Source organism: Paraburkholderia elongata (assembly GCF_013177735.1).
Lineage (GTDB): Bacteria > Pseudomonadota > Gammaproteobacteria > Burkholderiales > Burkholderiaceae > Paraburkholderia > Paraburkholderia elongata.
In genome coordinates, this window is record NZ_WOEZ01000185.1 from 85,448 (window position 1) to 111,751 (window position 26,304).

The following is a 26,304-nucleotide window of genomic DNA, read 5'->3' on the forward strand; positions in this document are numbered from 1 at the left end:
TCAGTGCGCCTGCATCTTCGAGAACATGTTCAACACGGCGACGCCGGCAATGATCAGTCCAAGCCCAATGATGGCCGGCACGTCCGGCACTTGCCGGTACAGCACGACCGCGACCAGCGTAATCAGCACGATGCCGGCGCCAGACCACACCGCGTAGACGATGCCCACCGGAATAGTCTTGAGCGTGAGAGACAGGCAATAGAACGCGATGCCGTAGCCGATCACCACCACCGTTGCGGGCAACAGCCGCGAAAAACCTTCCGACGCCCGCATTGCGGAGGTCGCGATGACTTCGGCAACGATCGCAATGGCGAGCAACGCAAAAGGAGGCATCCGCATGGCCTTAGGCCTTTGCAAGCGCAAGCTTGCTGTAGTCGTGGCCGAGGTGAGCACACAGCGCTTCCACCACCAGTTCGTGATCCGCACGCTGCGGCAAACCGGATACCGTGATCGAGCCGATCACACCAGCGCCCACTACCGTCAATGGGAACGCGCCGCCGTGGGACGCATACTCAGTGACCGACAAGCCGTGCTTGTCGGCGAGCGTGCTACCCGCCTGCTGCATCTTCAAACCGATCGCGTACGAACTGCGCCGAAAATGCGCGACCGTGTTGCCCTTGCGGCGCGCCCAGTCGACGTTGTCTGGCGTCGCTCCGTCGAGCAGGCTGAAGAACAGCGGCTGACCAAACGTGCGCACGTCGATGGCGGCGGCAATGCCGCGTGCCTTGGCAACCTCGTGCAGATAGGCACCGACCTGCCATGCGCGGTCGGCATCGAATTGCGGGAATACCAGCGCGTGTTCCTGAGCGGCAATCACCTGTAGATCGTGAGCGATATCCATGGAGTTCAGAGCAAGGTAAGAAGTGAAGCGCAGGCCGTTGCGCATGCAGTCCGGCTCGCGAAGAGAATCTGGATTCTAGCGCAGTGCCTTACGCGGGCCTTCCGGTATGCGACACCGGCACTGCGCGCCGCGACTTCGGAGACTGCGTCGCTTCGGGGGCCGCATCGCATGCGGCGTGTATTGAAGCCGGTTCTTAAATAGCTATTGCGTTGGCTGTGGCTTTGTTCTATAATCCTTTCTTCGACGGACGCGGGGTGGAGCAGTCTGGCAGCTCGTCGGGCTCATAACCCGAAGGTCGTAGGTTCAAATCCTACCCCCGCAACCAAGTAGCTCTAAAGTAGCTAAAGCGGTTCGAAACGTCGAAACAACATCAAAGGCTTGCCCAACCGGCAGGCCTTTTTTGTTTTCTGCCTCGCCCTCATCGATCTGGACTCCGAATAGATTCGCATTCTTCCTCAACGGGCGTGACGGACAAGCGCGAGGCACGCGCGCCAGCGGGGGCCCGATCAGTGAAGTCTCACCCCGCGCTGACTGGCGCACACCGCCATGGTCCGCTCCCGGCAAAGCTCGCCCCAGTGATAAACTCCCATCACACTTTCTCGTCCCCTTCCTATGAAATTCTGTTCTGTCTGCGGTCACGGCGTCAGCCTGAGCATCCCGCCGGGTGACAACCGCGAGCGCTTCGTATGCGGCAGTTGCGGCACGGTGCATTATCAGAATCCGCGCAACGTGGTCGGCACCGTCCCGGTCTGGGACGACAAAGTGCTGCTGTGCCGTCGCGCGATCGAACCGCGCTACGGCTACTGGACGCTGCCGGCGGGCTTCATGGAAATGGGTGAAACCACCGCCGAAGCGGCTTCGCGCGAAACGCTAGAAGAAGCCGGCGCGCGCGTCGAGGTGCAGAACCTGTTCTCGCTGCTGAACGTACCGCACGTGCATCAGGTGCATCTGTTCTATATGGCGCGCCTGCTCGACCTCGACATCGCCGCCGGAGAGGAAAGCCTCGAAGTGAAACTCTTCGAGGAACACGACATTCCGTGGGACGAGATCGCCTTCCCGACCGTCGGCCAAACCTTGCGTTTCTTTTTCGCCGACCGTGCCGCCGGCAGCTTCGGCCTGCACACGGGCGATATCTTCCGCTCACTGCGCGAAGGTTGAGCGGCGCGCATGGTTCCCTGGCTCGGACCTGACGATCCGTTTCCCCCAGTCGAGCGCGCGCTCGGCGCGACAAGCGGCGCACCCGGCCTGCTCGCCGCCAGCGGCGACCTGCTGCCCTCGCGGCTGATCGACGCCTATCGGCGCGGCATCTTCCCGTGGTACTCGGACGGCCAGCCGGTCCTGTGGTGGAGTCCCGATCCGCGCATGATCCTGCGCCCCACCGAGTTCAAAGTGTCGCCGTCGCTGCGCAAGACGCTCAAGCGTGTGCTGCGCGAGGACGCGTGGGAAATCCGCGTCGACCATGATTTCGCCGCCGTGATGCGTGCCTGTGCGCAGGCGCCCCGGCGCGGCCAGCGCGGCACGTGGATCACCGCCGACGTGGTCGAGGCGTATTCGTCGCTGCACCGGGTGGGCGATGCACACAGCATCGAGACCTGGTTCGACGGCCAGCGCGTAGGCGGGTTGTACGGGGTGTCGTTCGGCCGGATGTTCTTCGGCGAATCGATGTTCGCAGAGGTCACCGATGCATCGAAAATGGCGCTGGCCGCGCTTGTCGGACACTTGCGCCGTCACGAAATAGAAATGATAGACTGCCAGCAGAACACGTCGCATCTGGCGTCGCTAGGCGGCCGCGAGATAGCGCGCAAAGCATTCATTGCGCATGTTCGCGCGTCTGTCGATGCACCACCGATTCCTTGGCACTTCGACAAGACCGTATTGCGCGATGTCGTCGCGCCGGCGGCGTAGGAAGAATCAGGCCGAATCCGGATCCGTCGCCCACCGAGCCGCGGGTCACGAGCCGTAAGGCACGCCGGGTTTGCAATACCAGAGACGCTTCGAGAGCTGCCAACGTGACTCATCCCAACGAGCTGCCTCTTTCCCCGCTTTCCGCGCTGCAATTTTATGCAACGGCGCCCTATCCCTGCAGCTATCTGGATGGCCGCATCGCGCGTTCGCAAGTCGCCACCCCCAGCCATCTGATCAACTCCGACGTCTATACCGACCTCGTCAAAGCCGGCTTCCGCCGCTCGGGTGTGTTCACCTACCGCCCGTATTGCGATGGCTGCCGCGCCTGCGTGCCGGTGCGCGTGCCGGTCGATCATTTCGTGGCGAACCGCACGCAACGCCGGGTCTGGAAGAAGCACGGCGAGCTGGTCGCAACGGTCGCCCCACTGCATTACGACGAAGAGCACTACGCGCTCTACATGCGCTATCAGTCGGCACGGCATGCCGGGGGCGGCATGGACCGCGACAGCCGCGACCAATACGAACAGTTCCTGCTGCAGAGCCGGATCAACTCGCGGCTGGTCGAGTTTCGCGAGCCGCTGCCGGATCATCCGGAAGCGCCGGGCATTCTGCGCATGATCAGCATGATCGACATCCTCGGTGACGGGCTCTCGTCGGTCTATACGTTCTTCGAACCGGGTCTGCCGCATACCAGCTTCGGCACCTACAACATCTACTGGCAGATCGAGCAGGCGAAGAGCCTCAAGCTGCCCTACGTGTACCTCGGCTACTGGATTCGCGAGAGCCCGAAGATGGCGTACAAGGCGAATTTCCGGCCACTCGAAGGCTTGATCGACGGTGCCTGGAAAGTGCTCGATCCCGCTACCGTCGATCTGCCGCCGGTCGATCTGGCGATTCAGGGCCGGCGCGGGCCGCTGCGGCCGTAACGATTCTCCACGCCCCTTCCAGTTAGTCTCATTAACGCCTCAAAGCCGGTAAAATGGCGGGTTCCCATTTTCCGGCCGCCCGGCCTCGTCCCGTGTTCAGTTCCCTCTACCCGCTCGTACGCGCCCAACTCTTTCGCATGGACGCGGAAGACGCTCACCACCTGACCTTGCGTATCCTCGGCGCCGCCGGCCGCACCGGTCTTGCAGGCGTGCTCGCGCCACGCGTGCCAAATGCGCCGCGCACCGTGATGGGGCTGACGTTCCGCAACCCGGTCGGGCTCGCCGCGGGTCTCGACAAGGACGGCGCGTGCATCGACGGTCTGGCGGCGCTCGGCTTCGGCTTCATTGAAGTGGGCACGGTCACGCCGCGCGCGCAGCCGGGTAATCCGCGCCCGCGCATGTTCCGCCTGCCGCAGGCGAATGCCGTGATCAACCGGATGGGCTTCAACAACGCGGGCGTCGACCAGTTTGTCAAGAACGTGCAGGCTGCGCGCTATCGCGGCATTCTCGGGCTGAACATCGGCAAGAACGCTGACACGCCGATCGAGCGCGCCGCCGAAGACTATCTGTACTGCCTCGAACGCGTGTACCCGTTCGCGAGCTACGTGACGGTCAACATCTCGTCGCCGAACACGAAGAATCTGCGCCAGTTGCAAGGCGCGGGCGAACTCGACGCGCTGCTCGCCGCCTTGAAGGACAAGCAGCAACGTCTGGCCGACATGCACGGCAAACTGGTGCCGCTCGCGCTGAAAATCGCGCCGGACCTCGACGACGAACAGATCAAATCGATCGCCGATACGCTGTTGCGCCATAAGTTCGAAGGCGTGATCGCCACCAACACCACGCTGTCGCGCACCGCCGTCACCGGCATGCAATACGGCGACGAAGCCGGCGGCCTGTCGGGCAAGCCGGTGTTCGACGCGTCGAACGAAGTGATCCGCAAGCTGCGCACCGAAGTCGGCGAGACGGTGCCGATCATCGGCGTGGGCGGGATTTTCTCGGGCGAGGACGCGCGCGCGAAGCTGGCTGCGGGCGCTTCGCTGGTGCAGCTCTACACCGGTTTCATCTACCGCGGACCGGCGCTGGTGGCCGAATGCGCGCAGGCGCTGCGCTAAGCCGCCCCAATCCGCATCCGTAATATAGACATATTCAAACGGTATTTAGGTTTCGATAGTCTGCTTTGTTATGCTTTCGTCTGTTAAAACGCCAGACGAACAAAAAAGGAACACGATGAAATTTGGCTTGCTGAAAAAGATGCTCGTCGCCGGCCTGATCGGCGCGTCGTTCACTGCTGTCACCGCCCACGCGGACGACCTGCTCGACCAGGTCAAGCAACGCGGCACGCTGCGCATCGGTCTGGAAGGCACCTTCCCGCCGTTCAATTCGAAAGCGCCGTCGGGCGAACTGGTCGGCTATGACGTCGACATCGCCAAGGCCGTCGCCGCGAAGCTCGGCGTGAAGCCGGAGTTCGTCACGACCGAGTGGAGCGGCATCATCGCCGGTCTGCAGGCGAACAAGTTCGACGTGATCGTCAACCAGGTTGGCATCACCGACGCACGCAAGCAGGCGCTCGACTTCTCGCCGGCGTACACGTACTCGGCCGCGCAACTGATCCAGCGTAAGGACGACACGCGTCAGTTCAAATCGCTCGACGATCTGAAGGGCAAAAAACTCGGCGTCGGTCTGGGCACGAACTACATGGACATGGCGAAGTCGGTGCCGGGCATCGACGTGAAGACGTATCCGGGCGCGCCTGAATACCTGCGCGATCTGGCCGCCGGCCGTCTGGACGCGGCGCTGAACGACCGCCTGATGCTCGCGTATCTGATGAAGAACTCGCAACTGCCGCTGCGCACGGGCGCGACGGTCGGCGCAGGCAACCCGTCGGGCATTCCGTTCAGGAAGGGCAATCCGAAGTTCGCCAAGGCGATCGACGAGGCGATGACCCAGCTCGAAGCGGACGGCACGTTCTCGAAGATCTCGGACAAATGGTTCGGTATCGACGTCAGCAAGCCGATCAAGTAACGCGCGCTGGATGAAACGAAGGGCGGCATCGTCGATGATGCCGCCCTTCGCTTTTGCAGAGGCGTTTATCGCAGAGGCGCTTATCGCCCGCCAAAGTTTATGATGTGCGCTTTGCGCGCCAACCCTACCCACCGCTCATGTCCACCACTTCCCTGCTCGTCCAATCGCTTCCTGTGCTCGCACAGGGCGCCGTCCTGACGGTCAAGTTCGCGGTTCTGTCGATGATCTTCGGCCTCGTTGCCGGCGCCGTGCTCGCGGTGATGGGCATCAGCCACAGCCGCGTGCTGAACTGGATCGCGCGCGTGTATGTCAGCCTGTTCCGCGGCACGCCGCTACTGGTGCAGATCTTCGTGATCTATTACGGCTTGCCGACTCTCGGCATTTCGCTCGACCCGACACCCGCGGGCGTGATCGCGTTATCGGCGAACGTGGCGGCGTATCTGTCGGAGAGCATGCGCGGCGCGATTCTCGGCATTCCCAGCGGCCAGTGGCTGGCCGCCTATAGCCTGGGGCTCTCGCGACGCCAGACGCTGCGCTACGTGATCGCGCCGCAGGCCTTGCGCATCGCCGTGCCGAGTCTGTCGAACAGTTTGATCAGCCTGATCAAGGATACGTCGCTGGTGTCGGTGATTACCGTGACCGAATTGCTGCGCAGCGCGCAGGAGATCATTGCGTCGACCTATCAGCCGCTGCCGCTGTACCTTGCGGCAGCCGCAGTCTACTGGGTGCTGTGCCAGGTGCTCGAATGGGTGCAGCACTGGTACGAAAAGCGCCTGGCGCTACCGACGCGCCACTGAGCCTCCATACTTCGCCGCCAACTTACCGGCTGGCGGCGAGCGACGCCGCATCCAGCGGCGCGCCAAAGCGCTCGAAGCGCGGTTTGTAGTAGTGATCCGGGTCAAGCGAAAACGCGACGTGACGCGTGCGGCCCATCAGTTCCTTGCGCGGAAAGAAGCCGAAGTAACGCGAATCGGCGCTGTCATCGCGATTGTCGCCAAGCATCAGATACTTGCCTTGCGGCACGATCACCGGCCCGAACGAATTACGCGGACTCGGCGCCTCAGGCGCAAGCCGCACCGTGTGCGTAACGCCGTCGAAACGTTCGGTCAGATAGTCGCCTGGAGATGCGGCATCGCCCGGCAGCGGCTTCAGGTGCAGCGGCCGATAATCCGCGCGCACGCCGTTCACGTACAGCACGTTGTCGCGCATGGCGACACGGTCGCCGGGCAAGCCGATCAGACGCTTGACGATCAACTCATGTGCGGCCGACGAATCGATCGTGACGATATCGCCGCGCTGCGGATCGTGCAGATGCGCGATCGTGATGTGGGTGAGCGGCACGCGCAGATCGTAGGCCATCTTGTCGACGAAAATCCGGTCGCCTTCGCGAATGGTCGGCAACATCGAACCGGTCGGCACGACGTTCCAGTCGGCCACGGCGCTGCGGAACAGCACCATCAGAAATAGAAAGGCGACGAGGCTCTTGTTGTCGTGCCACAGTTTTCCAAGCATGCGCATCGCAGGCGGCTCCAGTGGAAGGTGATCGAAAGCTGTGAGCAGGCGGGCTCTTTTTTCGAGTCCGCGCGCCCGTGCAAATCGTACCACCGCCGCTGGAAGCAACGCGGCAACGGGCCCTCACTCTCCCGCGAACTTAAGCCCCAACGCGGCGCGCGCGGCATCGGCCATTTCGATCATCTGCAGCGACTTGCTATGCGGCATCAGCGGACTCTCAATCTGCCCCGCTCGAATCAGCTCGCAAAAATGCGCGGTCTCGTAGTTCAGACCGCCGCCTTCGAACGGTTCATCGAGTTCGACCACATGGCCGTCGGCGTAGCGGATCGTCGCGCGCGCCGGATTCCACCAGGGCTCATGAATCGTGACATGCCCGCCTTTGGCCATCAGCAACGCGTCGCCCTTGCCGTGCAGGTCGAGTCCGCAAAATAGCTGGGCGATACCGCGCTCATGCTGACTGTTCAGGCTCGCAAACGTATCGACGCCGGTCCGGCCGAGCCGCCCGAGCGTCTGCACCTCACGCGGCGCACCAAGCCAGTCGACCGCGAGAAACATCTCGTAGACGCCGATATCGAGTAGCGCGCCGCCCGCATGCTCGAACGACATCGACGGATGATCGTCCGGCACGCCCGACACCGAACAGCCGGCGCGTACGAGACCCACCTCGCCGATCGGCTCGGCATCCAGATGCGCGCGCAACTTTCTGTAGAGCGGATAAAACGGCGGCTTCATGGCTTCCATGAAAAGCCGTTGCTCGGCGCGCGCGACCTCGAGCACGCGCTCGAGTTGCGGCTTGTTGACGGTGGCGGGTTTTTCGCACAGCACGTGCAGACCGGCTTGCAGCGCGGCGACTGCGTAGTCGGCGTGACTGTCCTGGACCGTGGCGATATAAAGCGCGTCGATACCGCTCGCGAGCAGCGCGTCGAAACTCGCGCACGCCTCGCCGCCGAATTCTTCGGCGAAGGCCAAGGCCGGTTCGGCGCGACGTGACCACAGCGCGGTGAGTTGCGCATGCGGCACATGGGTGAGTCCTTGAGCAAAGCGACGGGCAATGCGGCCCGTCCCGACGATCCCCCAGCGAATCATGCCGCCCGAGGGGGCTTCTTGCATTGCGATTGTCATCGTCCCTTCGAGTCCGTGCAGTTCAGAACAGGCGCTATTGTGACGCAAGCCGCGCGCGTGTGCGCGGGCATGCCGCCGCGCCGTTCGTTATGCCAGGTCTCTACAGGAAGGCAAGCTGAGCCGCCGCCGCAGCGGCCACGCTCGGCCGCGCTCAGCCGCGCACCGGCGGTTCCGGAGCGAACTTGCTGCCGATCTCTTCCGTGACGTAGTCGATCATCGCCAGCGAGGCGATTTCCGCTTCCTTCGGATCGCGCCGTTCGATTGCTTCGACCACGCGTTGATGCGTGCTCACCGCCTTCTCCCACATACCTTCTTTCTGACTGACGATCGGGTTGACGGTCGACAGCGCGCCGCGAATGATCGCCGCCATCTGTTTGAAGAACTGATTGCCGCTCGCCACCACGATGCGAGCGTGGAAGAGTTCATCGGCGGCCTGATAGCCGGGCTCGCCCGGCCGGATCACGCGGAACGCTTCGAAGGCCTCGCGAATCGCGGCGATGTCGGCGGCGCTGCCCCGCGCGGCCGCCTGCGCCGAGGCGCGCGGTTCGATCAGGATGCGAAACTCGATCACGTCGCGCAGAAACAGCGGATCGGGCTTCGCGCGAAAACGCCAGTTCACGACGTCCTCGTCGATCATGCGCCAATCGCTCATCGGCCGGATGCGCGTGCCGATCTTGGGCCGCACGTCCAGCATGTCGCGCGCGAGCAGCATCGACAGCGCCTCGCGCATGACGGTGCGGCTGACGTCGAATTCCTTCGACAGCACATCCTGCGGTGGCAGGATGGCGCCGTACTTCTCTTCGACAATGCCGGTCACAAGTCCGTCCATGACTTTGCTGACCAGCGATCGATCCTTGTTTGCCTGTTCCATGACCCTCTCCCCGAAGCGGTGTTTGTCCCCGCGTAGCCTGTTGATCAAGCAGCCCTAGTGTGTCGTTTTATCGATGTGTTTTGTTCTTTTACGATACGTTGCTAGCTTCGAAACGGTTGCGCCAGTTGGGAAACGTCCTGAGAGGGTTATCCCTCTGAAGAATTGTTTCTTCCGTGTAACGCCGCATGTTTTGACGGGCCATAAGCTTGCGTCCCAAGCGTGCCTGCGTTCCAAAATTTGCATAGTGCGAAGACGCACGTAGTGAATCGAATTGTCTGATCCTCACCCCTCGTTGGCTGCGGACAGGCGCGAAAAGACCGGCGCAACGATGCGGCGCGTCACGCGTCGAGCTTCGTTGGCAACTGAATGTGAAAAACACGGGCGAATTGAAGGGAAACCAGGCGTCCAACGTGCATGGAAGGCGCGATCAGCATTCGCACCATCACAGGAGTTCGAACGTGTTGACGGAGGCCGCGCCATCGCGCTCGCGGCGCCGCGTTCCGAAGAGCGGCTGGCTGCCGCGCACCTGGCGCGTCAGGCCGATGAACGGCACGCCATGTTCGAGGTACGGCCCCTCCGTCTTGCGAAAGCCGAATTGCTCGTAGAAGTCGCGCAAACCGAGCGGCGCGCTCACGCGCGCGGCGTGCCCCGGCCAACGCTCGGCGATCGCCTGCAGTACCCGTTCGAGCAACAGTTCGGCGGTGCCGTCGCCGCGCCGCAGCGGGCTCGTCAGCACCTTGTCGACAGTGATTTCCGGATCTTCAGCGTCGCCGGGTTGCAGGCGCGCGTAGGCCAGGATCGGCATGGGGCGGGCCATATCCTCGACCGCGAAGACGTGCAGCGCGTTCTCATCGCGGCCATCGGCATCAAGACAGACGTGCGATTGCTCGACCACGAAGACCGCGCTGCGCGCCCGCAGGATCAGATACAACTCACGTGCCGAAAGCTGCCCGAATTCCAGCGTTTTCCAGTTCATGACGTTCCCCAGCGGAAAATAAGTTCAGCGAGGACGGCATCGCACGCCGCCCTCGACGGCCTGGCTCGACACGGCGGCCGGTTGTCATGGCTACACGGTACGTCCGCGAAACGCGTGTTTCAGTGCGGCATCGCACCGACGCTGGGTTTTGGCAATTCTTAAACGGGGCGTCGTGAAATCATGACCGACGAATGCCTCAACGGCCTCGATATTCGTCTGCTGAACGAACGTGCTCAACCGTTGCACGTGCAACTGGAATCCCCGTAGAGAAACTCGTTGCCCGTGCATCCAATGCGGAGTTTAAAGCTGACGCAACATACGAGGCACACGCTGGCGAAGTCCGCGCGATCAATGCGGTATCCGCCACCTTCTATGGTTGAATGTCGTCCCTAAACTAGCCATCCCATCGCAATGCGCCAAAAGCCCGCGCTGCACGAGCCCACCTGTCTGGTCTGCGGAATCACTGTTGGTTTAATTGCGACTTCCCGGTCCTCAAAAAGGACACTTCGTACGGTACCGTATGCAGCGTATGGAACACATCTGAATCAATTCCGGCACACTCCGGACGGCCCCTGACAACGCACGCGCGAAGGCTATTTCATCTCTGAGACACCCGCTGCAAAGCGATGCTCATCAACCGCTAACCCAATCCGATCAATGACTTGGCGCGAATAAAAAACCCCTTCGAAGGGGTCGCGCGTTAAGCAGACGTTGTACAGAATTGAAACAAAAAGCCACGTTTGGTTTCGCACACCGCTAAGGCTCTGTTCGCTGCGCCACACCAGCACTCGTTTTCTCCATGGTTGGCACGCTCCTCGCTAAAGAGAAAGCGCAACGCCGCGTCGCCGTAACGAGATCGACAAGAACGACGGTGGCGCATAAGGCCAATACGGGGCCGTACCTGTTCATCCCTTCGCTGCCTGCCAGGCAGCACGTCGTCGATTCAAGGATGCGGGCATCGGATCAAAAACACGAAGCCACGCGACGCACGGCTTCAGCAAGGACCGATCATGTTGACACTTCAATCAGATCTGCACGGCAACCATTTGCTTGGCGCATTGCCGTCCCACGAATGGCAAGCACTTGCCCCGCATCTCGAACTGGTCCATCTGCGCACCGAACAACTGCTGTGCGATTCGGGTCAACGCATCCATCACGTCTACTTCCCGACCACGGCGATCATCTCGATGCTCTCGACCATGGAAGACGGCAGTTCGGTCGAAATCGCCGCGGTCGGCCGTGAAGGCATGACCGGCGTGCCGGTGCTCACGGGCGGCGAAACCATGCCGAACCGCGTGCAGGTGCAATGCGCCGGCTTCGCCTACCGAATGAGCGCACAGGCGCTCAAGCAGCAATTCGCACGCTCCGACTTCCTGCGCCGCCTCATGCTGCTGTACATGCACGCCCTCCTCACGCAAGTCGCGCAAACCGCGGCCTGCAATCGCCACCACGCGTTGAACAAGCAACTGTGCCGCTGGCTGCTGATCGAGGTGGACCGCGTGGCATCGAACGATCTGACGGTCACCCAGCAACTGATCGCCGACATGCTGGGCGTGCGCCGCGAAGGCATTACCGAAGCGGCCGGCAAGTTGCATGACGAAGGCCTGATTCATCACAGCCGCGGCCATATCAAGGTACTCGATCGCAAGGGTCTCGAAGCGCGCGCCTGCGAATGTTACGGCCTCGTGAAACGCGAATTCGACCGTCTGCTGCCGCGCCTGCACCAGGCTGAAACCGTCGAGTAAGCAGCCATCCGAAGGCTGCATCGTGCGACTAGAAGGTAGATCGTCATGTTCGGGAATACTGCGCGATGTCTCGACGCACTCTTCGTGATTGCGGGCGGGCTGCTCGCTCACTGGATGCGTTTTTCGACGCCGATTGCGTTGTCGGACACCGAGCGCCTCCTGATCGCCTTTAACTGCGTGCTCGTGTTGCTGCTGTTTCCCGGCTTCGGCGTCTATGAAACGTGGCGCGGCAAGGCGCTGCCTTCCATGCTGTTAAGAGTTGCCGCAGCGTGGCTGATTGTCGTCGCCACCGCTCTTGTGCTGGCGTTCACCTTGCACCGCATGGATGCGGTTTCGCGGCTGTGGTTCGGTTACTCGACGCTGATCTCCGGCGCGCTGATCATCGTCACCAAGTGCCTCGTGCATGTGGCCTTGCGCAGCGTGCGCCGGCGCGGCATGAATTTCCGCACGGTCGCGATCGTCGGTGCGCCCGGCTTCTCGCGTACGTTGCTCGCGCATCTCGACCATGCGCCGCAAGCCGGCTTCAAGCCGGTCTGCGTTTTCGACACCGGCGACACCGGCATCGAAGCAGCCGGCGCGTACGGCGCGCGTCTGAATCGCCTGCCGGTGCTGACCGACCTGAACGCGTTCGCCGCCAAGGTGCGCGAAGAGCATGTGAACGAAGTGTGGCTCGCTTTACCGCTTTCCGAAGAACATACGATCTATCGCTTCACGCGCATTTTCAGGCATGACTTTGTGAATCTGCGCTTCATTCCCGATGTACGCAGCCTCTCGCTTTTCAACCACGCGCTGGTCGATGTCGTCGGTTTACCCACGCTCAATCTGAGCGCGACACCCGTCTCGTCGCCGCAGATGTGGCTCAAGCTGATCTTCGACCGCCTGTTCGCGGCGGCCGCCCTGCTGGCGCTCGCGCCCCTGTTCATCGTGCTCGCGATCGGCATCAAGCTGGGCTCGCCGGGGCCGGTGTTCTTCCGCCAGACCCGCAAGGGCGTGGACGGCCAGCCATTCGCGATCTACAAGTTCCGTTCGATGACCGTGCACCACGAAGCCCGCGGCCAGGTCACGCAGGCTGCACGCAACGACGCGCGCATCACGAAGCTCGGCGGCTTCATGCGCCGCACCAGTCTCGACGAACTGCCGCAATTTCTGAACGTGCTGCTCGGGCAGATGTCGGTGGTTGGTCCGCGGCCCCATGCGGTCGAGCACGACGATCTCTACAAGGATCAGGTGTACGGCTATATGAACCGCTACCGGATCAAGCCGGGCATCACCGGCTGGGCGCAGGTAAACGGTTATCGCGGCGCCACCACCAAGGTCGAAAAGATGGAGACGCGCGTCAAGTTCGACCTCTTCTACATCCATAACTGGTCGTTCTGGTTCGACATGAAGATCGTGTTCATCACGATTTTCAGAGGTTTCGTCGGCCGCAACGCCTTCTGACCATGCCTCTGCGGGAACCGTCTGTGAAAGTCTCCGTGATCGTGCCGACGTACCGGCGCACCGCCGATCTCGCACGCTGCCTCGCGGCACTCGATGCGCAGGAGCGCCGCGCCGACGAAGTGATCGTGATCGCACGCCACGACGACTACGCGACGCTCGACTGGCTGCGCACACGCGAAGCGAACCGGCCCGACCCGCGCCGCTGGATCGTGCTGGTGGACAAGCCGGGCGTGGTCGCGGCTTACAACCTCGGCATCGACAGCGCCAGCGGCGGCGTGCTCTGCTTTACCGACGACGATGCGGCACCGCATTCCGACTGGATCGCGCGGATCGCCCGCGCGTTCGAAAACGATCCGGCACTCGGCGGCCTGGGCGGACGCGACATCGTGCATGAACGCAATGGCATTCTGCAGGGGCAGAAGCCGCTGGTGGGCCTCGTGCGCTGGTATGGCCGGATCATCGGCAATCACCATATCGGCCACGGCGCGCCACGCGAAGTCCAGGTGCTCAAGGGCGTCAACATGGCGTTTCGCCGCGAGGCGATCGGCACACTGCGCTTTGACGCCCGCTTGCGCGGCACTGGCGCGCAGGTTCACTGCGAGATGGCCTTCAGTCTGGAGGTGCAAAGGCGCGGCTGGGCCCTGATTTACGACCCGTCGCTGCTGGTGGAGCACTTCCCGGCCCAACGCTGCGACGAAGACCAGCACTTCACATTTAACGACGCCGCTTTCTATAACGCGTCATTCAATCTCCGACTCATCATGTGCGAATACCTGAGCCCACCCGGCCGATGGGCGTTCGTCGTTTACTCGACGCTGATCGGCGATCGTGCGGACCCGGGGTTCCTGCGCGCATTGTCGTTGGCATTCGAGCGCGGCGGCGTGGCACTCGCGCTTCGTAAATGGCGAGTTGGTTTGCGCGCAATGCGCGGGGCATGGCAGGAGGCGGCGCGCTGACCGATCAGTAGGGGGCTTCACGCGAGGGACCACCAAAATAACGATCAAAATGGCAGCCGCAGCGTCCAGCACAAGTCTGGCGCCGCGCCGCGCTTACAGAAATGCGCTGACGTCGGTATGAAAACGCACGGCCAGCGCCTTCGCCACCTTTTTGCTGATGGCGCGCCGGCCCGCGAGAATATCGCTCACCACGGTGGGCGATGCGATACCGATCAGATCCTTTTGCTTGAGCCCGTGCGTCTCCAGCAGATGCCGCAGCACTTCGCGCGGTTCCGCTTTCGGGATCGTCACGTTGCTCGCTTCCCAGCTTTCGATCAGGTCGGTAACAATCGCGAACAGATCAGCCAGCGGATCCTCCTCGCTACCGTTCAGGTGATCGGCGAGCGCGTTGGCGAGCCGCACCATCTTCTGATAGTCCTGCTCGTTGCGAATGGGCGTGATCGGCAACTGGGTTTGCAACGCAGCCCAGGTTTGAGCAATGTCGGGAAAGGCTCCCGGAAGGCGATCGGCATTCATGAGTTTAAATTCTTCCTCGTCCAAAGGTCGTATTGCGCATGCGTCAGTACGTGACGAACGAACAACGACTGCCTGTTGTAGTGAATCGCCGCGATGATCCGGAACCGGTTGCCGCCCACGTCGAGGCCGGATCGACACCGATAGTCAGCCGGACGGCATAGACCGAACAGCCAGCTACGGCTTACTGCAGTATGAAAACAGCATTTTATTCGCATATCGCGAAGTTCTAAATATGCGGATAACGAGATAATCATCCCGCTTCACGGCATCGCTTTATCGCCCCGCGTCACGACTCTTTTTCGAACTCACGTCACCCTGTGCCGCGGCTGTACGCGAGTTCGCCTCAGCGCCCCCAACTACTTCCTTGCACACGTTCGCCGGGCCATGCGAGGTCCTCGGCCGCCAGATCGTGTTCGATCCGCTCTGCCGCAGCCACCCGCAGCCGCCAGCCTGACGCCGCGATCGTGCGCGTTACTTCGGCCATGAAGGCACGCCGGAAAACCGCCGGCGAAAAACGTTCGGCATTCGCGCGGCATGCCGCCGCTGTGATCTGTCCACTCTGCCGCTCGAAGCGGTCAATTGCGTCGAGCATCGACACGACCGTTTGGCTTGCGAAATACACACCGGTCGGACGCGCCTCGCCGACCGGCACCACCGTTTCAAGCGCCCCGCCCTTGCCGAATGCGATGACCGGCGTGCCGCATGCCTGCGCTTCGAGCGCGACGATGCCGAAGTCTTCTTCGGCGGCGAACACGAAGGCGCGCGCGCGTTGCAGATGATCCTTGAGAACCTTGAACGGCTGATCGCCGAGGATCGTCACATTCGGACCGGCCTTGGCGCGAATCGCCGCCATCTCTGGCCCGTCGCCGATCACGATCAGCTTGCGGTGCGGCGTCGCCGTGAAGGTTTCGACGATCAGATCGATTCGCTCGCAAGGCACCATCCGCGAGGCGGTCAGATAGAAGTCTTCCTTGTGTGTGGACAGTTCGAACTGGTGCACGTCGACGGGAGGCGGAATCACCGCCGCATCGCGCCGGTAAGTTTTCATCATGCACCGCGCGACGAATTGCGAATTCACGATCAGACCGTCGACGCTGTTCGCCGAATGCGAATCCCAGCCGCGCAGATAATGAAGTAACGCACGCACGACCCATGACTTCGGCCCGCGCGTCAGATTCGCTTCGCGCAAATACTGGTGCTGCAGATCCCACGCGTAGCGCATCGGCGCATGCACGTAGCTCACGTGCGTCTGATTGGGGCCGGCCAGTACACCCTTAGCAGCAGCGTAGGAACTCGTGATGATGAGGTCGTAACCTGAGAGATCGAATTGCCCGATGGCCAGCGGAATCAACGGCAGATACGCGCGATAGTGGCGCCGCGCAAACGGCAGGCTTTGAATGAACGATGTCGTGACGGGTTTGCCACCCAGCGGCCGGCGGTCTTCGAGGAAATCGCCGAGACTGAAGAGATCGGCATCGGGAAAACACTCGATGATCTGTTCGAGCACTTTCTCGGCGCAGCCGGGTGCGACGAGCCAGTCGTGCACGATCGCCACGTTCATGATCTCTCCACCTGTCGATAAACGCCGCATGGCCATACCAACGAGTGTAAGTGCCGCATCATTTACTGTGCGTGCGTATGCGCACATTCGACGCGTGACAGTCCGCGAATAATGAAGACGCGCCATTCGCCTCTTGCAAACGGCGCGGGCAAGCCGCGCGCTAATGCGGGTTGACGTTGATTAGCGCGGGTCGAGGCTGGTCTCTGTTGGGGCGAGAAACTGGAAACGTAGGTTAGTGCAGGTTGAGGCTGGTTGCTGCTGGAGCGAGAGACCGCCGACCTAAGTCAGTGCAGGTCGACGTTAGTTCGATGCAGGCGTGCGAGCCGGCTAAAGCAGGCTCGCACCCGGCTGCAAAAGCGCGGTAATCAGCTCTTGCTGTATTCGATCGTCTCGACGCCTGTATCCGTGCCGAGCATGCACAAATTCGCGCCGCGGCCTGCGAACAGGCCCACCGTCACCACGCCCGGCCACGCATTGATGTGCGTTTCCATCGTGCGCGGGTCGCTGATGCGCAAACCCTTGACGTCGATGATCTCGTTGCCGTTGTCGGTAATGAACGGCACGCCTTCCTTGGTCACGCGCACCACCGGCACGCCGCCGAGCGCCGTCACGCGGCGGCCGATCGCGGTACGCGCCATCGGCACGACTTCGATCGGCAGCGGGAAGTTGCCGAGCGTGTCGACCAGCTTGCTCGCGTCGGCGATGCAGACGAACACGTCCGACACCGAGGCGACGATCTTCTCGCGCGTCAGCGCGCCGCCACCGCCCTTGATCATCGCGCCGCTGTGGTCGATTTCATCGGCGCCGTCCACATACACCGGCAGCGAATCGATTTCGTTCAGGTCGAGCACCTTGAAACCGTGCGATTGCAGACGCGCGGTGGTGGCGAGCGAGCTCGACACCGCGCCGCGATAGCGGGTCTTGCTGGCGGCCAGCGCGTCGATGAAACAGTTCGCGGTGGAGCCGGTGCCGACGCCGATCACGGAGCCTTCCGGCACGTTGGCGTTCACATAGTCGGCAGCGGCCTGGCCGACCAGTTGCTTGAGTTCGTCTTGGGTCATGGGGAATGCAGGCGAGCGTAGAAAACGACAAGTTTACCGGAGTCGCGAGCGCGCTTCGTTTACTTCCTCATTTACTTCTTCACCGAGCGCTGCCGAACCGCTTCGAACAGGCACACGCCGCTCGCCACTGAGACGTTCAGGCTTTCGACCGTACCCGCCATCGGAATCTGCATGACGACGTCGCAGGTATCGCGCGTGAGACGGCGCATGCCCTCGCCTTCGGCGCCCATCACCAGCGCGACCGGACCGTCGAGTTCGGTCTCGTAGAGGCTCTTGGTGGCTTCGCCGGCGGTACCGACAACCCACACGCCCGCGTCCTTCAACTCACGCAGCGCACGCGCCAGATTCGTGACGGTGATGTACGGCACGGTGTCGGCTGCGCCGCTCGCCACCTTCGCAGCCGTCGCATTCAACCCCACCGCGCGGTCACGCGGCGCGATCACCGCGTGCGCGCCGGCCGCATCGGCCACGCGCAGGCAGGCGCCGAGATTGTGCGGATCGGTCACGCCGTCCAGCACCAGAATCAAGGGCGAACCGTTGATGCCGTCGAGCAGTTCGGCAAGATTCTGCGCGAGCGGCATATCGCCCGCACGCGCCACCACGCCCTGGTGCCGCTCGGTATGCGAGAGACCCCACAGACGCGTTTCGTCGGCGGCGATCAGACGCACGCCGGCTTCTTTCGCCGCATGCAGGAATTCGGTCATGCGACGGTCTTTGCGCGTCGCGTCGTAATAAACCTCTTCGACCGTCGACGCATCGTGCCGCATACGCGCGGTCACTGCGTGGAAACCGTATAGAACCTTGAGACGTGACATGACTGAAAAACCTTTGATTGAGCGCGCCTTGAAACGCGCGCTGCTGTGATGAATACGAGCCTGCTTACTGTGTTGCTGGCGTATCTGCTTCGATACTTGACTTGATTGCGATGAAACGAAGACCGCGCGCAACCGGTACGTCTCAACGTACCCGATGCGCGCGGTTCAAGCCGTCATGCGACTTCAGCGCTTCTTGCGGGCCTGCGGTTTCGATGCCGGCTTGGCCGCAGCGCCGCCGTGCTTCTTCGCCGCGCCGCGTGCCGCGCGCGCTTCCTTGACGGCCGCGGTTTGCGCCGGCGCAGCCTTCTTGCGCCGTCCACCCGCGCCTGCCGTCGCGCCGCCTACCCCGCCGTCCATTGGCGGCAACGAACGCACGCGTGCACCGCCGCTTTCGCCGGATGCCTTGTCGGCAAGAGCCGGACGACTCGCCGGCGGCTTGATCGGCGTATCGCGCACGAGGCGGAAGTCGATCTTGCGCGCATCGAGATCGACGCGGCTCACCTGCACCCGCACGCGATCCGACAGGCGGTAGCGAATGCCGGTGCGCTCGCCGCGCAACTCGTTCTTGATCTCGTCGTACTGGAAGTAGTCCGAGCCCAGTTCGGTGACATGCACGAGGCCTTCAATAAAGAGCGAGTCGAGCTGCACGAAAATGCCGAACGACGTCACGCCGTTCACCATGCCGCCGTACTCTTCACCCAGCTTGTCGCGCATGAAGTAGCACTTGAGCCAGGCTTCGACGTCGCGCGATGCTTCGTCCGCGCGGCGTTCGTTGGCCGAGCAATGCAGACCGAGCTCTTCCCAGATCGCCACGTTGTTCCCACGCTGACGGCCACGCTTTTCGTCGTCGGCTTGCTGCATCGCGCGGGCGCGCGGCGACAGCGCCGTATTCAACTCGACGCCCTGCGGCGGCTCCGGCTGATACTTGCGGCCTTGCAAAACCGCGTAGATCGCGCGGTGCGTGAGCAGGTCGGGATAGCGGCGAATCGGGCTCGTGAAGTGCGCGTACGCCTCATATGCGAGACCGAAGTGGCCGATGTTGTCCGGACTGTAGACGGCCTGTTGCATTGAGCGCAGCAGCATGGTCTGCAACATCTGCGCGTCCGGCCGTTCGCGGATCTGCGCCATCAGCGCGGCGTAATCACTAGCATGCGGCTTGTCGCCGCCGGCGAGCGTGAGGCCCATGCCGCGCAGGAAGGTGCGCAGATTCTCGAGCTTCTCAGCGGTCGGTCCGGCGTGCACCCGGTACAGACCCGGGTGCTTGTTGCGCTTGAGGAAGTCAGCCGCGCAGACGTTCGCGGCCAGCATGCATTCCTCGATCAGCTTGTGTGCGTCGTTGCGGGTGCGCGGAATGATCTGCTCGATCTTGCCCTGCGCATTGCAGACGATGTACGTCTCGGTCGTATCGAAGTCGATCGCGCCGCGCTTCTGGCGCGCGGCGAACAGCGACTTGTAGACGCCATACAGATTCTGCAGTTGCGGCAGCAAGGCGGCGCGACGCGCGGCCTCCGGGCCCTTGGTGTTCTTGAGGACCGCGGCGACTTCAGTGTAGGTGAGGCGCGCGGCGGAATTGATCACACCCGGATAGAACTGATATGCCTTCACTTCGCCACGCGCGGTGACGATCATGTCGCACACCAGCACGCAACGGTCGACGTGCGGATTCAGCGAGCACAGTCCGTTCGAGAGCTTTTCCGGCAGCATTGGAATCACGCGGCGCGGGAAGTACACCGAGGTGCTGCGCTCGAGCGCGTCGGCGTCGAGCGCGCTCTTCGGATGCACATAATGCGAGACGTCCGCGATCGCAACGATCAGGCGGAAGCCTTCGCCGCGGCCGACCTGAACCGGTTCGCAATAGACCGCGTCGTCGAAGTCGCGGGCATCTTCACCGTCGATCGTGACGAGCGGCACGTCGCGCAGATCGATGCGATGACGCGCGTCGACCGGCCGCACCTCGTCGGGCAGCTTGGCGGCTTCGTCGAGCGCGGCCAGGCCGAATTCGTGCGGCACGCCGTACTTGCGCACCGCGATTTCGATTTCCATGCCGGGGTCGTCGATATCACCGAGCACTTCCACCACGCGGCCGAGCGGCTGCGAATGACGGCTCGGGAAATCGGTCAGCTCGACCACCACCACCTGGCCGACCTTGGCCTTCTTGGTGTTCTGCGTGATCAGGATGTCGTGACCGATGCGCTTGTCTTCAGGCGCGACGATCAGCGCGCCGTTCTCGTTGAGCAGGCGGCCGATCACACGCTTGTTGGCGCGATCCGTGACTTCGACGATATGCCCTTCCGGCCTGCCGCGGCGGTCATAGCCGACGATGCGCGCAAGCACGCGATCGTTGTGCATAACCTTCTGCATTTCGCCGGTGGGCAGGAACAGATCGTCCTGGCCGTCGTCGCGAATGAGAAAGCCGTAGCCGTCGCGATGGCCCTGCACGCGACCCGCGACGAAGTTCGACGGATGGGTCAGCTGATAGAGATTGCGCTGATCGAGCCGGATCTGGCCGTCGCGCTCCATGGCACCCAAGCGCTTGAAAAATCCTTCGCGCTCCTGGCGCTTGATCGACAGGGCTTCGGCGATGTCGTTCGCGGCAAGCGGCGCTTCACTCGTGCGCAGGACGCCCAGGATTTCTTCGCGGCTTGGGATCGGATACGGGAATTTGCTCAAGGGCTTGTCGATGATGGGTTTCTCGGTTCGGGCCAGAAGCCTTGATTTCATTGGTTTTCGTTTCTGCTCATGCATTTACGAGTGTTTCGACAGCGTCTTATTGTACCGCGTTTACCCTAGTTTGCTCTTGTTTTCGTGGTGCCACGGTGCCAAAATCGGTGCCGCCAACGTCATGGCACCACGGAGCGGACACAATGGGCGCAATCACGCCACGAACGAACAAGGACGGTAGCACATCCTACAAGGCCCAGGTGCGGATCCGCAAGGATGGCAAGGTGCTGCACCAGGAAACCAAGACCTTTGCCCGCAGGCAGGCTGCCGTCGCCTGGGTGAAGAAACTGGAAACCGAACTAGCCGATCCGGCAGGGCTGAAAAAGGCGCTGGCCGAAGACCCGCCACTGAAAGACGTGATCGACCGGGCGCGGAAAGAGACCAAGCGGGCTATGAGCAAGTCGAAAATCAATGTGCTGAAAATGATTGAGGCACACGATTTCGCCATGAAGCGCTGTTCGCAGATTGACAGTGCGGCGCTCGTCGGATTCGTTGGCGGCCTCGGTGTTTCCCCGTCCACCGCAGACAATTACTTTTCGCATCTGGCATCCATCCTTAAAATCGCCAGGCCAGCATGGGGATTCCCGATTGACGAACAGGCAGTTAATGACGCCCGGGTGGTAATGAAGCGCCTCGGCACGATTGCCCGCTCAAATAAACGCGATAGACGCCCCACCGTCGATGAAATGAACCGGCTGATGGATTATTTCAGCAAGTCGAAAAGCACGCGCGGCGATACGCTGCCAATGACGTCGATCTGTTTAATGACGATTTTCTCGCTGCGCCGCTCCATCGAGATATGCAATATCACATGGAATGACCTTGACATCGACGGATGCCGGGTCATGGTGCGCGACCTTAAACATCCTGAAGAAAAGGCGGGAAATGATACGTGGTGTTATCTGACACCCGAAGCCTTGCGGGTGATTCTGGCCCAGCCGAAAGTGACCGGGCAACCGCGCATATTCCCGCACGTGCCCAAGTCGACCAGCGATGCATTCGCCAGTGCGACGCTCGCGCTCGGCATTGAAGACTTGACGCTCAACGATCTGCGGCACGAGGGCGCGAGCCGTCTGTCGGAGATGGGCTGGACTGTTCAGCGCGTTGCGTCCGTTTCTGGACACCGTAGCTGGAACACCCTGAAGCGGTACACGCACGTCCGAGAGGTTGGCGACAAATGGGCTGGCTGGGAATGGTTGGACCGCATAGCACCTCAGACCACGCCCGCCAGTTGATCGCATTCCTTCTTCGCTGCCGCCCGGGCCGCGTCGATGTAGTCGGCCAGGTCCTGCACATAGACGCCCTTGGCCGCCTTCTGGCTTTTCTCGCTCCGGACCAGCGGCAACGCGATTTCGCCGGTTGCGATCTTGCGTAGCAGCTTGTCCAGTTCGAGATGTGCGAAGTACTCCCGACGCACCTCTTCGATTGGGATCACAGCTCGAGCGCCAAACTGCGCCATCAAAAGAAACACGGTATTCATTCCCTACCTCCCAAGCCATTCCCGTCGAGTGACGGCCAAGATTCGTTGTGCTGCGTCGATCATGCGCCCTTCACACACAAAACCTGTTTTAGGACGGCAACCACTTCAACGAGATCGGTCTGGTTTGCCATGACTTCATCAATGTTCTTGTACGCACCAGGAATCTCATCAAGCACCGAATCATCCTTAAGACACTCGACGCCATCCGTTTGCGCCTGAAGGTCGGCCACCGTGAAGCGCTTGCGAGCTGCAGTTCGGCTCATCCGTCGCCCGGCACCATGCGAGCATGAGCAGTAGGATTGAAGTTCGCCCTTCCCTCGCACGATATAACTGCGTTGCCCCATTGAGCCGGGGATAATCCCCAGATCGCCCTCACGCGCCCGAATGGCCCCCTTCCGCGTGATCCACAGATTCCGCCCGAAGTGATTCTCCCGGGCGACATAGTTGTGATGACACTGGATCGCCTCCTGAGTCACCGTGAAATCTATGGAAATGTGTCGGCGTAATGCAGCAATGGTGCGCTCCATCATGACCCGGCGATTCTCCAGGGCGTACTCTTGCGCCCACTCGACGGCTGCCATGTAGTCGTTGAAGTCCTCGGTGTCTTCAGGCAGGTAGGCCAGATCGACGTCGGGCAGGTTGATAAACCAGCCCTTCATAGCCTTCTTGGCGCGTTCGATGAAGTACGAGCCGATCATGTTTCCGATGCCGCGTGAACCGCTGTGGAGCATCACCCACACGTTTTGATCAGCATCGAGACATACTTCGATGAAGTGATTGCCTGAGCCAAGCGAACCCAGTTGCTTCCATGCCTTTGTCGTCAGGCTCTTGCCGATCCCCGGATGCTTCTCGCCGATCATCTTGAGGCGCATCAGGAATGACGGGTCAACATCAGGCATATCCTGGTCGCGTTGATGCGCTCCACCGGCGCCCAGCGGTATGTCTCGCTCTATCTGGCTGCGGATCGCCTTCAGGTCGTCAGGCAGATCGCTTGCCTTCAGAGACAGTCGCACTGCGACCATGCCACATCCCAGGTCGACCCCAACCGTTGCCGGAATTACAGCCTTGTCGGTGGCGATCACGGACCCGATAGTTGAGCCTCGGCCTGAATGCACATCCGGCATCAGTGCGACTCCGTTCGCCGCAATGAACGGCAGGCGCGCAAGATTCTTTGCCTGTTGCAATGCCTCCGGTTCGATATCATCCGTCCAAATCTTGATCGGCCGCGCGCCCTCTTCGTTGATGACCTTCTTCATCGTTGCTCCTCAGTTGTTTGTTCCGCAAACCACAGCACCGCCCTAAGTTCATCCACCGAGAAAACTCCATCCATCACCACTAGGTCAGCGCGCCAATCAGGTACGCCGTCGAGCATCTGGATGTTGCCGCCGCAGTCGCGGAGAATTTGTTTGGCTTGGTCGTGGGTCATTTTGGTTCCTTGATCAAATTCGCCTCGACCCACTGGCGCATGCGCACCCAGCGCTGCTCCGGAGTGTCATATTCGATATGACCAAGGGCGGCATTCCAGTGATAGTCGTTCTCGTCATTCTCGAACACGATTTCTGCCGCAAGAGCGGGCGCTATGTTGAAAGCCGCCCCAACGGCGTCACGGTCTTCCGGGTCAAGCTTCGCCATATCCACGCCGCGCGCATGCCCCAGGACGCCGATCGTGCAGAACTCACCTTCGGCGGTCTGCAGTTCGTCAGCAATTAGGCGCTTTTCCGGCATCGCATCGAGTGCCGCGGCGAGGTCCCGGAAAAATGCCTGCCCGCGCTTGCCTCTAATGGCTGACTTGACCGCGCCGCGCCACAACTCCACGCCTTCGTAATCGTCGCTATATCCGCTTCTGCTCATTTCTCATCCTTATATCGCTCACTGCGCTGCCTGGCCCGCTCGACCAACTTCATGAAATGACGCATTCGTAGCAACGTTCCGACAGCCTTCTGATAATCACCCCACGAGCCGACCATGAAGCGATACCCTCCGCAGCGCGGGCCGAACTTTGCAATGGCGATAGACAGTTGGGCTTCGGCCTGCTGAAGGTGCTGCTCGACTTCGCTCAGGACTTCTGCGTCGGTCTGGCGCATTAACCCTCCCTATCACCCAAAGCACCCCTAGCCCGCCCCTTCGCCCACCCCTCAAACTCGCCCGGGTCGTCCCATTCCGCCGTATCGGCGTTGGCGATTTCGCGGAGGGTTTGCTCTAGCAGGGTGATGCGGGCATCCTTCGCTTCGGTGAAATCCAGAATCGCATGACGATCGGCGGGAGTGATTTCGCGATTAGCATCGCGGATAAGTTCAATCAGATCACTCACTTTGCATCTCCATTGACAAGGCCCCGAATAGCGTTCTCGCAGTCCTGAACTGCCACGTTGTAGGCGATGTCATCGGCAGAGTCGGTCGGATCGACAAGGCGCTCCGCGTGAACCGCCTCCCGACTTTCCTCCAGCGCGGCGCGGCGGGATGCTTGCCACGCTTCACTCGCTGCCATGCGCGCCATGCGAAAGACGCTCGCGCCTTCGTCATCATCCTTGGCGGCCTCAGACAAAACGCGATACCACGCGGTGCTTTTGATGTGCGCTTCGATCTGTTCATCGGTCATGGTCATGCTCCGTAATATTTAAGCGAGTCATTCCATCGCGCCCAACGGTCGTGACAGGCCGGACACACCGCGCGATAACCGCCTTCGCTGCAACCATCCGCAACCGGGCCGCAGTAGTACGGCACGCAATGCAACCAGTCCCCGATAGCGGGACACATGGCGCACTCAATGGCCATTGGCGGCGTCATGTTGTGGATGTGAATCAGGCCGCGGTCATCGCTCATGCTTAATCTCAAAAAAGAACCGGCCCGTACTGGCCGGCATAAACGCCGCGCGGAGGGCCGCACGATCGGGGTTACTTGCTACCGAGTTGAATCATCGGCATAGCGCCGCCCATCATGTAGGTCGGATAATGCCCATCCCATCGTTCCACCTTCATTTTCTCGATCAGCGCCGGGTTGGCTTCGAGTGACTTGCCCATCAGTTCGTTGGCCTTCGCGTTGTTCTCGGCAACCCTTAGCGCGGCTTCGGACTCGACCACGCGTTTCTGCGCTTCCCACTTCGTCTGCACGATTTCGTTTTCGACGCGCAACGCGTTCTGCTGGGCGGTAATCTTTGCCTCGATCGCATCGTTGAACTGTTTGCTGAACTGGAAGTTCACGATGTTCACTGCGCTCACGTTCACGCCGATATTCTTGAAGCGTGTCAGCAATGATTCACGCACCTCCTGACTCACCTGGTCGCGCTTCTGGATCAGGTCGGTCGCCTCGTATCGGGCTGCAACGGCTTTCACAATATCGTGTACCGCAGGGTCCATGACTTGCGTCCACGGATCGCCGCCGAGGTTGGAATAGATGCCGACTGCCGCGGTGGGGAGAATGTTGAAGTTCACCGACACCTTCATGTCCACTTGCTGAAGGTCTTTGGATGATCCCGCGACGTCGGATTCGGCCTTGTACACGCCGATGTAGACGTTGTGCATCGACTGCGAGATCGGCATGCGGAAGTGAATGCCGGGGTCATAGACCGATGCAGTTGGAGCACCGAACGTTGTCATCACGCCCACATTGCCCGCTGGCACGGAAGCGAACGGCCAAAGGATGAAAAGCGCGATCAGCAATATAACGGCGCCGACTGCACCGACGATGATCTTGATACTTCCTTGCGGGACTTCTCTGGTTGCGGTAACCATACTATTTTCCTTCTGTGGTTGAAAAAATTAGAGGCTCCCACACCACCCAGCCTAGAGATCAACGCCAAAGGCTTCATCTATTCGGATGGGCGGGAGCCGGG

The 26,304-nt window shown here is 61.5% G+C and carries 30 protein-coding genes and 1 tRNA gene; 11 read left to right on the top strand and 20 right to left on the bottom strand.

Annotated features, from left to right (window positions below; all coding sequences use genetic code 11):
- Both GNZ13_RS31805 and GNZ13_RS31810 read right to left on the bottom strand, forming a co-directional pair.
- The gene (locus tag GNZ13_RS31805; RefSeq protein ID WP_407945678.1) at window positions 1–333 is read right to left on the bottom strand and encodes a DMT family transporter; all 333 of its coding nucleotides are present in this window, start codon (window positions 331–333) and stop codon (window positions 1–3) included.
- A 10-nt stretch (window positions 334–343) separates the two neighbouring features.
- Complete coding sequence (locus GNZ13_RS31810) at window positions 344–841, bottom strand: heme-degrading domain-containing protein (protein ID WP_172171975.1); 498 nt, start codon at window positions 839–841, stop codon at window positions 344–346.
- Window positions 842–1,089: 248 nt separating this feature from the next.
- Here GNZ13_RS31810 and GNZ13_RS31815 point away from each other — a divergent pair.
- The 7 genes from GNZ13_RS31815 (at window position 1,090) to GNZ13_RS31845 (ending at window position 6,494) form a co-directional block, all read left to right on the top strand.
- Window positions 1,090–1,166, top strand: a tRNA-Met gene (locus tag GNZ13_RS31815).
- A gap of 287 nt (window positions 1,167–1,453) precedes the next feature.
- Window positions 1,454–1,999 (top strand): NUDIX hydrolase, encoded by a 546-nt coding sequence (locus tag GNZ13_RS31820; RefSeq protein ID WP_115782789.1) that lies wholly within the window; start codon window positions 1,454–1,456, stop codon window positions 1,997–1,999.
- 9 nt (window positions 2,000–2,008) lie between these two features.
- The gene (aat, locus tag GNZ13_RS31825) at window positions 2,009–2,746 is read left to right on the top strand and encodes a leucyl/phenylalanyl-tRNA--protein transferase (RefSeq protein ID WP_172171977.1); all 738 of its coding nucleotides are present in this window, start codon (window positions 2,009–2,011) and stop codon (window positions 2,744–2,746) included.
- Window positions 2,747–2,850: 104 nt separating this feature from the next.
- Window positions 2,851–3,672 carry an arginyltransferase gene (locus GNZ13_RS31830; RefSeq protein ID WP_172171979.1) on the top strand — a complete coding sequence of 274 codons (822 nt, stop codon included), beginning with the start codon at window positions 2,851–2,853 and terminating at the stop codon, window positions 3,670–3,672.
- A 53-nt stretch (window positions 3,673–3,725) separates the two neighbouring features.
- A complete protein-coding gene (locus tag GNZ13_RS31835; RefSeq protein ID WP_172171981.1) occupies window positions 3,726–4,787 on the top strand; it encodes a quinone-dependent dihydroorotate dehydrogenase in 1,062 nt (353 codons plus the stop codon).
- 115 nt (window positions 4,788–4,902) lie between these two features.
- The gene (locus GNZ13_RS31840; protein ID WP_172171983.1) at window positions 4,903–5,697 is read left to right on the top strand and encodes a cystine ABC transporter substrate-binding protein; all 795 of its coding nucleotides are present in this window, start codon (window positions 4,903–4,905) and stop codon (window positions 5,695–5,697) included.
- A gap of 137 nt (window positions 5,698–5,834) precedes the next feature.
- Window positions 5,835–6,494 carry an amino acid ABC transporter permease gene (locus GNZ13_RS31845; protein WP_172171985.1) on the top strand — a complete coding sequence of 220 codons (660 nt, stop codon included), beginning with the start codon at window positions 5,835–5,837 and terminating at the stop codon, window positions 6,492–6,494.
- A 22-nt stretch (window positions 6,495–6,516) separates the two neighbouring features.
- On the opposite strand, the gene lepB is transcribed toward GNZ13_RS31845, so the two are convergent.
- The 4 genes from lepB to GNZ13_RS31865 all read right to left on the bottom strand — a co-directional run bounded on the left by lepB (window position 6,517) and on the right by GNZ13_RS31865 (window position 10,178).
- Window positions 6,517–7,215, bottom strand: coding sequence for a signal peptidase I (lepB, locus tag GNZ13_RS31850; protein ID WP_172171987.1), 699 nt, complete (start codon window positions 7,213–7,215; stop codon window positions 6,517–6,519).
- 117 nt (window positions 7,216–7,332) lie between these two features.
- A complete protein-coding gene (locus tag GNZ13_RS31855; RefSeq protein WP_172171989.1) occupies window positions 7,333–8,319 on the bottom strand; it encodes a Gfo/Idh/MocA family protein in 987 nt (328 codons plus the stop codon).
- Window positions 8,320–8,482: 163 nt separating this feature from the next.
- A complete protein-coding gene (locus tag GNZ13_RS31860; protein ID WP_172171991.1) occupies window positions 8,483–9,202 on the bottom strand; it encodes a FadR/GntR family transcriptional regulator in 720 nt (239 codons plus the stop codon).
- A 442-nt stretch (window positions 9,203–9,644) separates the two neighbouring features.
- Window positions 9,645–10,178, bottom strand: coding sequence for a GNAT family N-acetyltransferase (locus tag GNZ13_RS31865; RefSeq protein WP_172171993.1), 534 nt, complete (start codon window positions 10,176–10,178; stop codon window positions 9,645–9,647).
- A 1,010-nt stretch (window positions 10,179–11,188) separates the two neighbouring features.
- Here GNZ13_RS31865 and GNZ13_RS31870 point away from each other — a divergent pair.
- The 3 genes from GNZ13_RS31870 to GNZ13_RS31880 are packed head-to-tail and all read left to right on the top strand — an operon-like array spanning window position 11,189 to window position 14,319.
- The gene (locus tag GNZ13_RS31870) at window positions 11,189–11,923 is read left to right on the top strand and encodes a Crp/Fnr family transcriptional regulator (RefSeq protein ID WP_169500093.1); all 735 of its coding nucleotides are present in this window, start codon (window positions 11,189–11,191) and stop codon (window positions 11,921–11,923) included.
- A gap of 45 nt (window positions 11,924–11,968) precedes the next feature.
- Entirely contained in the window at window positions 11,969–13,363 is a 1,395-nt protein-coding gene (locus tag GNZ13_RS31875) for an undecaprenyl-phosphate glucose phosphotransferase (RefSeq protein WP_172171995.1), read from the top strand.
- Window positions 13,364–13,365: 2 nt separating this feature from the next.
- Entirely contained in the window at window positions 13,366–14,319 is a 954-nt protein-coding gene (locus GNZ13_RS31880) for a glycosyltransferase family 2 protein (protein WP_172171997.1), read from the top strand.
- Between the two features lie 93 nt (window positions 14,320–14,412).
- Here the strand turns inward: GNZ13_RS31880 and GNZ13_RS31885 are convergent, their stop codons facing one another.
- The 6 genes from GNZ13_RS31885 to rnr all read right to left on the bottom strand — a co-directional run bounded on the left by GNZ13_RS31885 (window position 14,413) and on the right by rnr (window position 20,993).
- Window positions 14,413–14,835 carry a helix-turn-helix domain-containing protein gene (locus GNZ13_RS31885; RefSeq protein WP_172171999.1) on the bottom strand — a complete coding sequence of 141 codons (423 nt, stop codon included), beginning with the start codon at window positions 14,833–14,835 and terminating at the stop codon, window positions 14,413–14,415.
- The gene (locus GNZ13_RS53970; protein ID WP_328807329.1) at window positions 14,832–15,089 is read right to left on the bottom strand and encodes a type II toxin-antitoxin system HigB family toxin; all 258 of its coding nucleotides are present in this window, start codon (window positions 15,087–15,089) and stop codon (window positions 14,832–14,834) included. Before GNZ13_RS53970 ends, GNZ13_RS31885 begins: the two co-directional genes overlap by 4 nt.
- Before the next feature lie 89 nt (window positions 15,090–15,178).
- Complete coding sequence (locus GNZ13_RS31895) at window positions 15,179–16,396, bottom strand: glycosyltransferase family 4 protein (RefSeq protein WP_172172001.1); 1,218 nt, start codon at window positions 16,394–16,396, stop codon at window positions 15,179–15,181.
- A 365-nt stretch (window positions 16,397–16,761) separates the two neighbouring features.
- A complete protein-coding gene (gene rpiA / locus GNZ13_RS31900) occupies window positions 16,762–17,457 on the bottom strand; it encodes a ribose-5-phosphate isomerase RpiA (RefSeq protein ID WP_172172003.1) in 696 nt (231 codons plus the stop codon).
- A 71-nt stretch (window positions 17,458–17,528) separates the two neighbouring features.
- The gene (rlmB, locus tag GNZ13_RS31905) at window positions 17,529–18,272 is read right to left on the bottom strand and encodes a 23S rRNA (guanosine(2251)-2'-O)-methyltransferase RlmB (RefSeq protein ID WP_063496380.1); all 744 of its coding nucleotides are present in this window, start codon (window positions 18,270–18,272) and stop codon (window positions 17,529–17,531) included.
- Window positions 18,273–18,455: 183 nt separating this feature from the next.
- A complete protein-coding gene (gene rnr, locus GNZ13_RS31910) occupies window positions 18,456–20,993 on the bottom strand; it encodes a ribonuclease R (RefSeq protein WP_172172005.1) in 2,538 nt (845 codons plus the stop codon).
- Between the two features lie 143 nt (window positions 20,994–21,136).
- Between rnr and GNZ13_RS31915 the strand changes: the two genes are divergently transcribed.
- A complete protein-coding gene (locus GNZ13_RS31915; protein ID WP_172172007.1) occupies window positions 21,137–22,228 on the top strand; it encodes a site-specific integrase in 1,092 nt (363 codons plus the stop codon).
- Here the strand turns inward: GNZ13_RS31915 and GNZ13_RS31920 are convergent.
- The 8 genes from GNZ13_RS31920 to GNZ13_RS31955 all read right to left on the bottom strand — a co-directional run bounded on the left by GNZ13_RS31920 (window position 22,207) and on the right by GNZ13_RS31955 (window position 26,203).
- The gene (locus GNZ13_RS31920) at window positions 22,207–22,473 is read right to left on the bottom strand and encodes a pyocin activator PrtN family protein (protein ID WP_172172009.1); all 267 of its coding nucleotides are present in this window, start codon (window positions 22,471–22,473) and stop codon (window positions 22,207–22,209) included. The two genes, GNZ13_RS31915 and GNZ13_RS31920, sit on opposite strands and share 22 nt — an antisense overlap.
- 59 nt (window positions 22,474–22,532) lie before the next feature.
- Window positions 22,533–23,729 carry an RtcB family protein gene (locus GNZ13_RS31925; RefSeq protein WP_172172011.1) on the bottom strand — a complete coding sequence of 399 codons (1,197 nt, stop codon included), beginning with the start codon at window positions 23,727–23,729 and terminating at the stop codon, window positions 22,533–22,535.
- Window positions 23,726–23,899: a hypothetical protein gene (locus GNZ13_RS31930; protein ID WP_172172013.1), complete on the bottom strand. Its 174-nt coding sequence runs from the start codon at window positions 23,897–23,899 to the stop codon at window positions 23,726–23,728. The genes GNZ13_RS31925 and GNZ13_RS31930 overlap by 4 nt, the downstream gene beginning before the upstream one ends.
- A complete protein-coding gene (locus GNZ13_RS31935; protein ID WP_216675104.1) occupies window positions 23,896–24,282 on the bottom strand; it encodes a hypothetical protein in 387 nt (128 codons plus the stop codon). The genes GNZ13_RS31930 and GNZ13_RS31935 overlap by 4 nt, the downstream gene beginning before the upstream one ends.
- A 38-nt stretch (window positions 24,283–24,320) precedes the next feature.
- Entirely contained in the window at window positions 24,321–24,557 is a 237-nt protein-coding gene (locus tag GNZ13_RS31940; RefSeq protein WP_172172017.1) for a hypothetical protein, read from the bottom strand.
- Complete coding sequence (locus GNZ13_RS31945) at window positions 24,557–24,784, bottom strand: hypothetical protein (RefSeq protein ID WP_172172019.1); 228 nt, start codon at window positions 24,782–24,784, stop codon at window positions 24,557–24,559. Before GNZ13_RS31945 ends, GNZ13_RS31940 begins: the two co-directional genes overlap by 1 nt.
- Window positions 24,781–25,071 (bottom strand): hypothetical protein, encoded by a 291-nt coding sequence (locus GNZ13_RS31950; RefSeq protein WP_172172021.1) that lies wholly within the window; start codon window positions 25,069–25,071, stop codon window positions 24,781–24,783. Before GNZ13_RS31950 ends, GNZ13_RS31945 begins: the two co-directional genes overlap by 4 nt.
- 295 nt (window positions 25,072–25,366) lie before the next feature.
- Complete coding sequence (locus tag GNZ13_RS31955) at window positions 25,367–26,203, bottom strand: prohibitin family protein (protein WP_172172023.1); 837 nt, start codon at window positions 26,201–26,203, stop codon at window positions 25,367–25,369.
- Window positions 26,204–26,304 lie beyond the last annotated feature (101 nt).

Coding starts and splice junctions, on each gene's coding strand:
- GNZ13_RS31805 (WP_407945678.1), bottom strand. CDS start 333: ATGCCTCCTTTTGCGTTGCTCGCCATTGCGATCGTTGCCGAAGTCATC.
- GNZ13_RS31810 (WP_172171975.1), bottom strand. CDS start 841: ATGGATATCGCTCACGATCTACAGGTGATTGCCGCTCAGGAACACGCG.
- GNZ13_RS31820 (WP_115782789.1), top strand. CDS start 1,454: ATGAAATTCTGTTCTGTCTGCGGTCACGGCGTCAGCCTGAGCATCCCG.
- aat (WP_172171977.1), top strand. CDS start 2,009: ATGGTTCCCTGGCTCGGACCTGACGATCCGTTTCCCCCAGTCGAGCGC.
- GNZ13_RS31835 (WP_172171981.1), top strand. CDS start 3,726: ATGGCGGGTTCCCATTTTCCGGCCGCCCGGCCTCGTCCCGTGTTCAGT.
- GNZ13_RS31840 (WP_172171983.1), top strand. CDS start 4,903: ATGAAATTTGGCTTGCTGAAAAAGATGCTCGTCGCCGGCCTGATCGGC.
- GNZ13_RS31845 (WP_172171985.1), top strand. CDS start 5,835: ATGTCCACCACTTCCCTGCTCGTCCAATCGCTTCCTGTGCTCGCACAG.
- lepB (WP_172171987.1), bottom strand. CDS start 7,215: ATGCGCATGCTTGGAAAACTGTGGCACGACAACAAGAGCCTCGTCGCC.
- GNZ13_RS31855 (WP_172171989.1), bottom strand. CDS start 8,319: ATGCAAGAAGCCCCCTCGGGCGGCATGATTCGCTGGGGGATCGTCGGG.
- GNZ13_RS31860 (WP_172171991.1), bottom strand. CDS start 9,202: ATGGAACAGGCAAACAAGGATCGATCGCTGGTCAGCAAAGTCATGGAC.
- GNZ13_RS31865 (WP_172171993.1), bottom strand. CDS start 10,178: ATGAACTGGAAAACGCTGGAATTCGGGCAGCTTTCGGCACGTGAGTTG.
- GNZ13_RS31870 (WP_169500093.1), top strand. CDS start 11,189: ATGTTGACACTTCAATCAGATCTGCACGGCAACCATTTGCTTGGCGCA.
- GNZ13_RS31875 (WP_172171995.1), top strand. CDS start 11,969: ATGTTCGGGAATACTGCGCGATGTCTCGACGCACTCTTCGTGATTGCG.
- GNZ13_RS31880 (WP_172171997.1), top strand. CDS start 13,366: ATGCCTCTGCGGGAACCGTCTGTGAAAGTCTCCGTGATCGTGCCGACG.
- GNZ13_RS31885 (WP_172171999.1), bottom strand. CDS start 14,835: ATGAATGCCGATCGCCTTCCGGGAGCCTTTCCCGACATTGCTCAAACC.
- GNZ13_RS53970 (WP_328807329.1), bottom strand. CDS start 15,089: ATGATTATCTCGTTATCCGCATATTTAGAACTTCGCGATATGCGAATA.
- GNZ13_RS31895 (WP_172172001.1), bottom strand. CDS start 16,396: ATGAACGTGGCGATCGTGCACGACTGGCTCGTCGCACCCGGCTGCGCC.
- rpiA (WP_172172003.1), bottom strand. CDS start 17,457: ATGACCCAAGACGAACTCAAGCAACTGGTCGGCCAGGCCGCTGCCGAC.
- rlmB (WP_063496380.1), bottom strand. CDS start 18,272: ATGTCACGTCTCAAGGTTCTATACGGTTTCCACGCAGTGACCGCGCGT.
- rnr (WP_172172005.1), bottom strand. CDS start 20,993: ATGAAATCAAGGCTTCTGGCCCGAACCGAGAAACCCATCATCGACAAG.
- GNZ13_RS31915 (WP_172172007.1), top strand. CDS start 21,137: ATGGGCGCAATCACGCCACGAACGAACAAGGACGGTAGCACATCCTAC.
- GNZ13_RS31920 (WP_172172009.1), bottom strand. CDS start 22,473: ATGAATACCGTGTTTCTTTTGATGGCGCAGTTTGGCGCTCGAGCTGTG.
- GNZ13_RS31925 (WP_172172011.1), bottom strand. CDS start 23,729: ATGAAGAAGGTCATCAACGAAGAGGGCGCGCGGCCGATCAAGATTTGG.
- GNZ13_RS31930 (WP_172172013.1), bottom strand. CDS start 23,899: ATGACCCACGACCAAGCCAAACAAATTCTCCGCGACTGCGGCGGCAAC.
- GNZ13_RS31940 (WP_172172017.1), bottom strand. CDS start 24,557: ATGCGCCAGACCGACGCAGAAGTCCTGAGCGAAGTCGAGCAGCACCTT.
- GNZ13_RS31950 (WP_172172021.1), bottom strand. CDS start 25,071: ATGACCGATGAACAGATCGAAGCGCACATCAAAAGCACCGCGTGGTAT.
- GNZ13_RS31955 (WP_172172023.1), bottom strand. CDS start 26,203: ATGGTTACCGCAACCAGAGAAGTCCCGCAAGGAAGTATCAAGATCATC.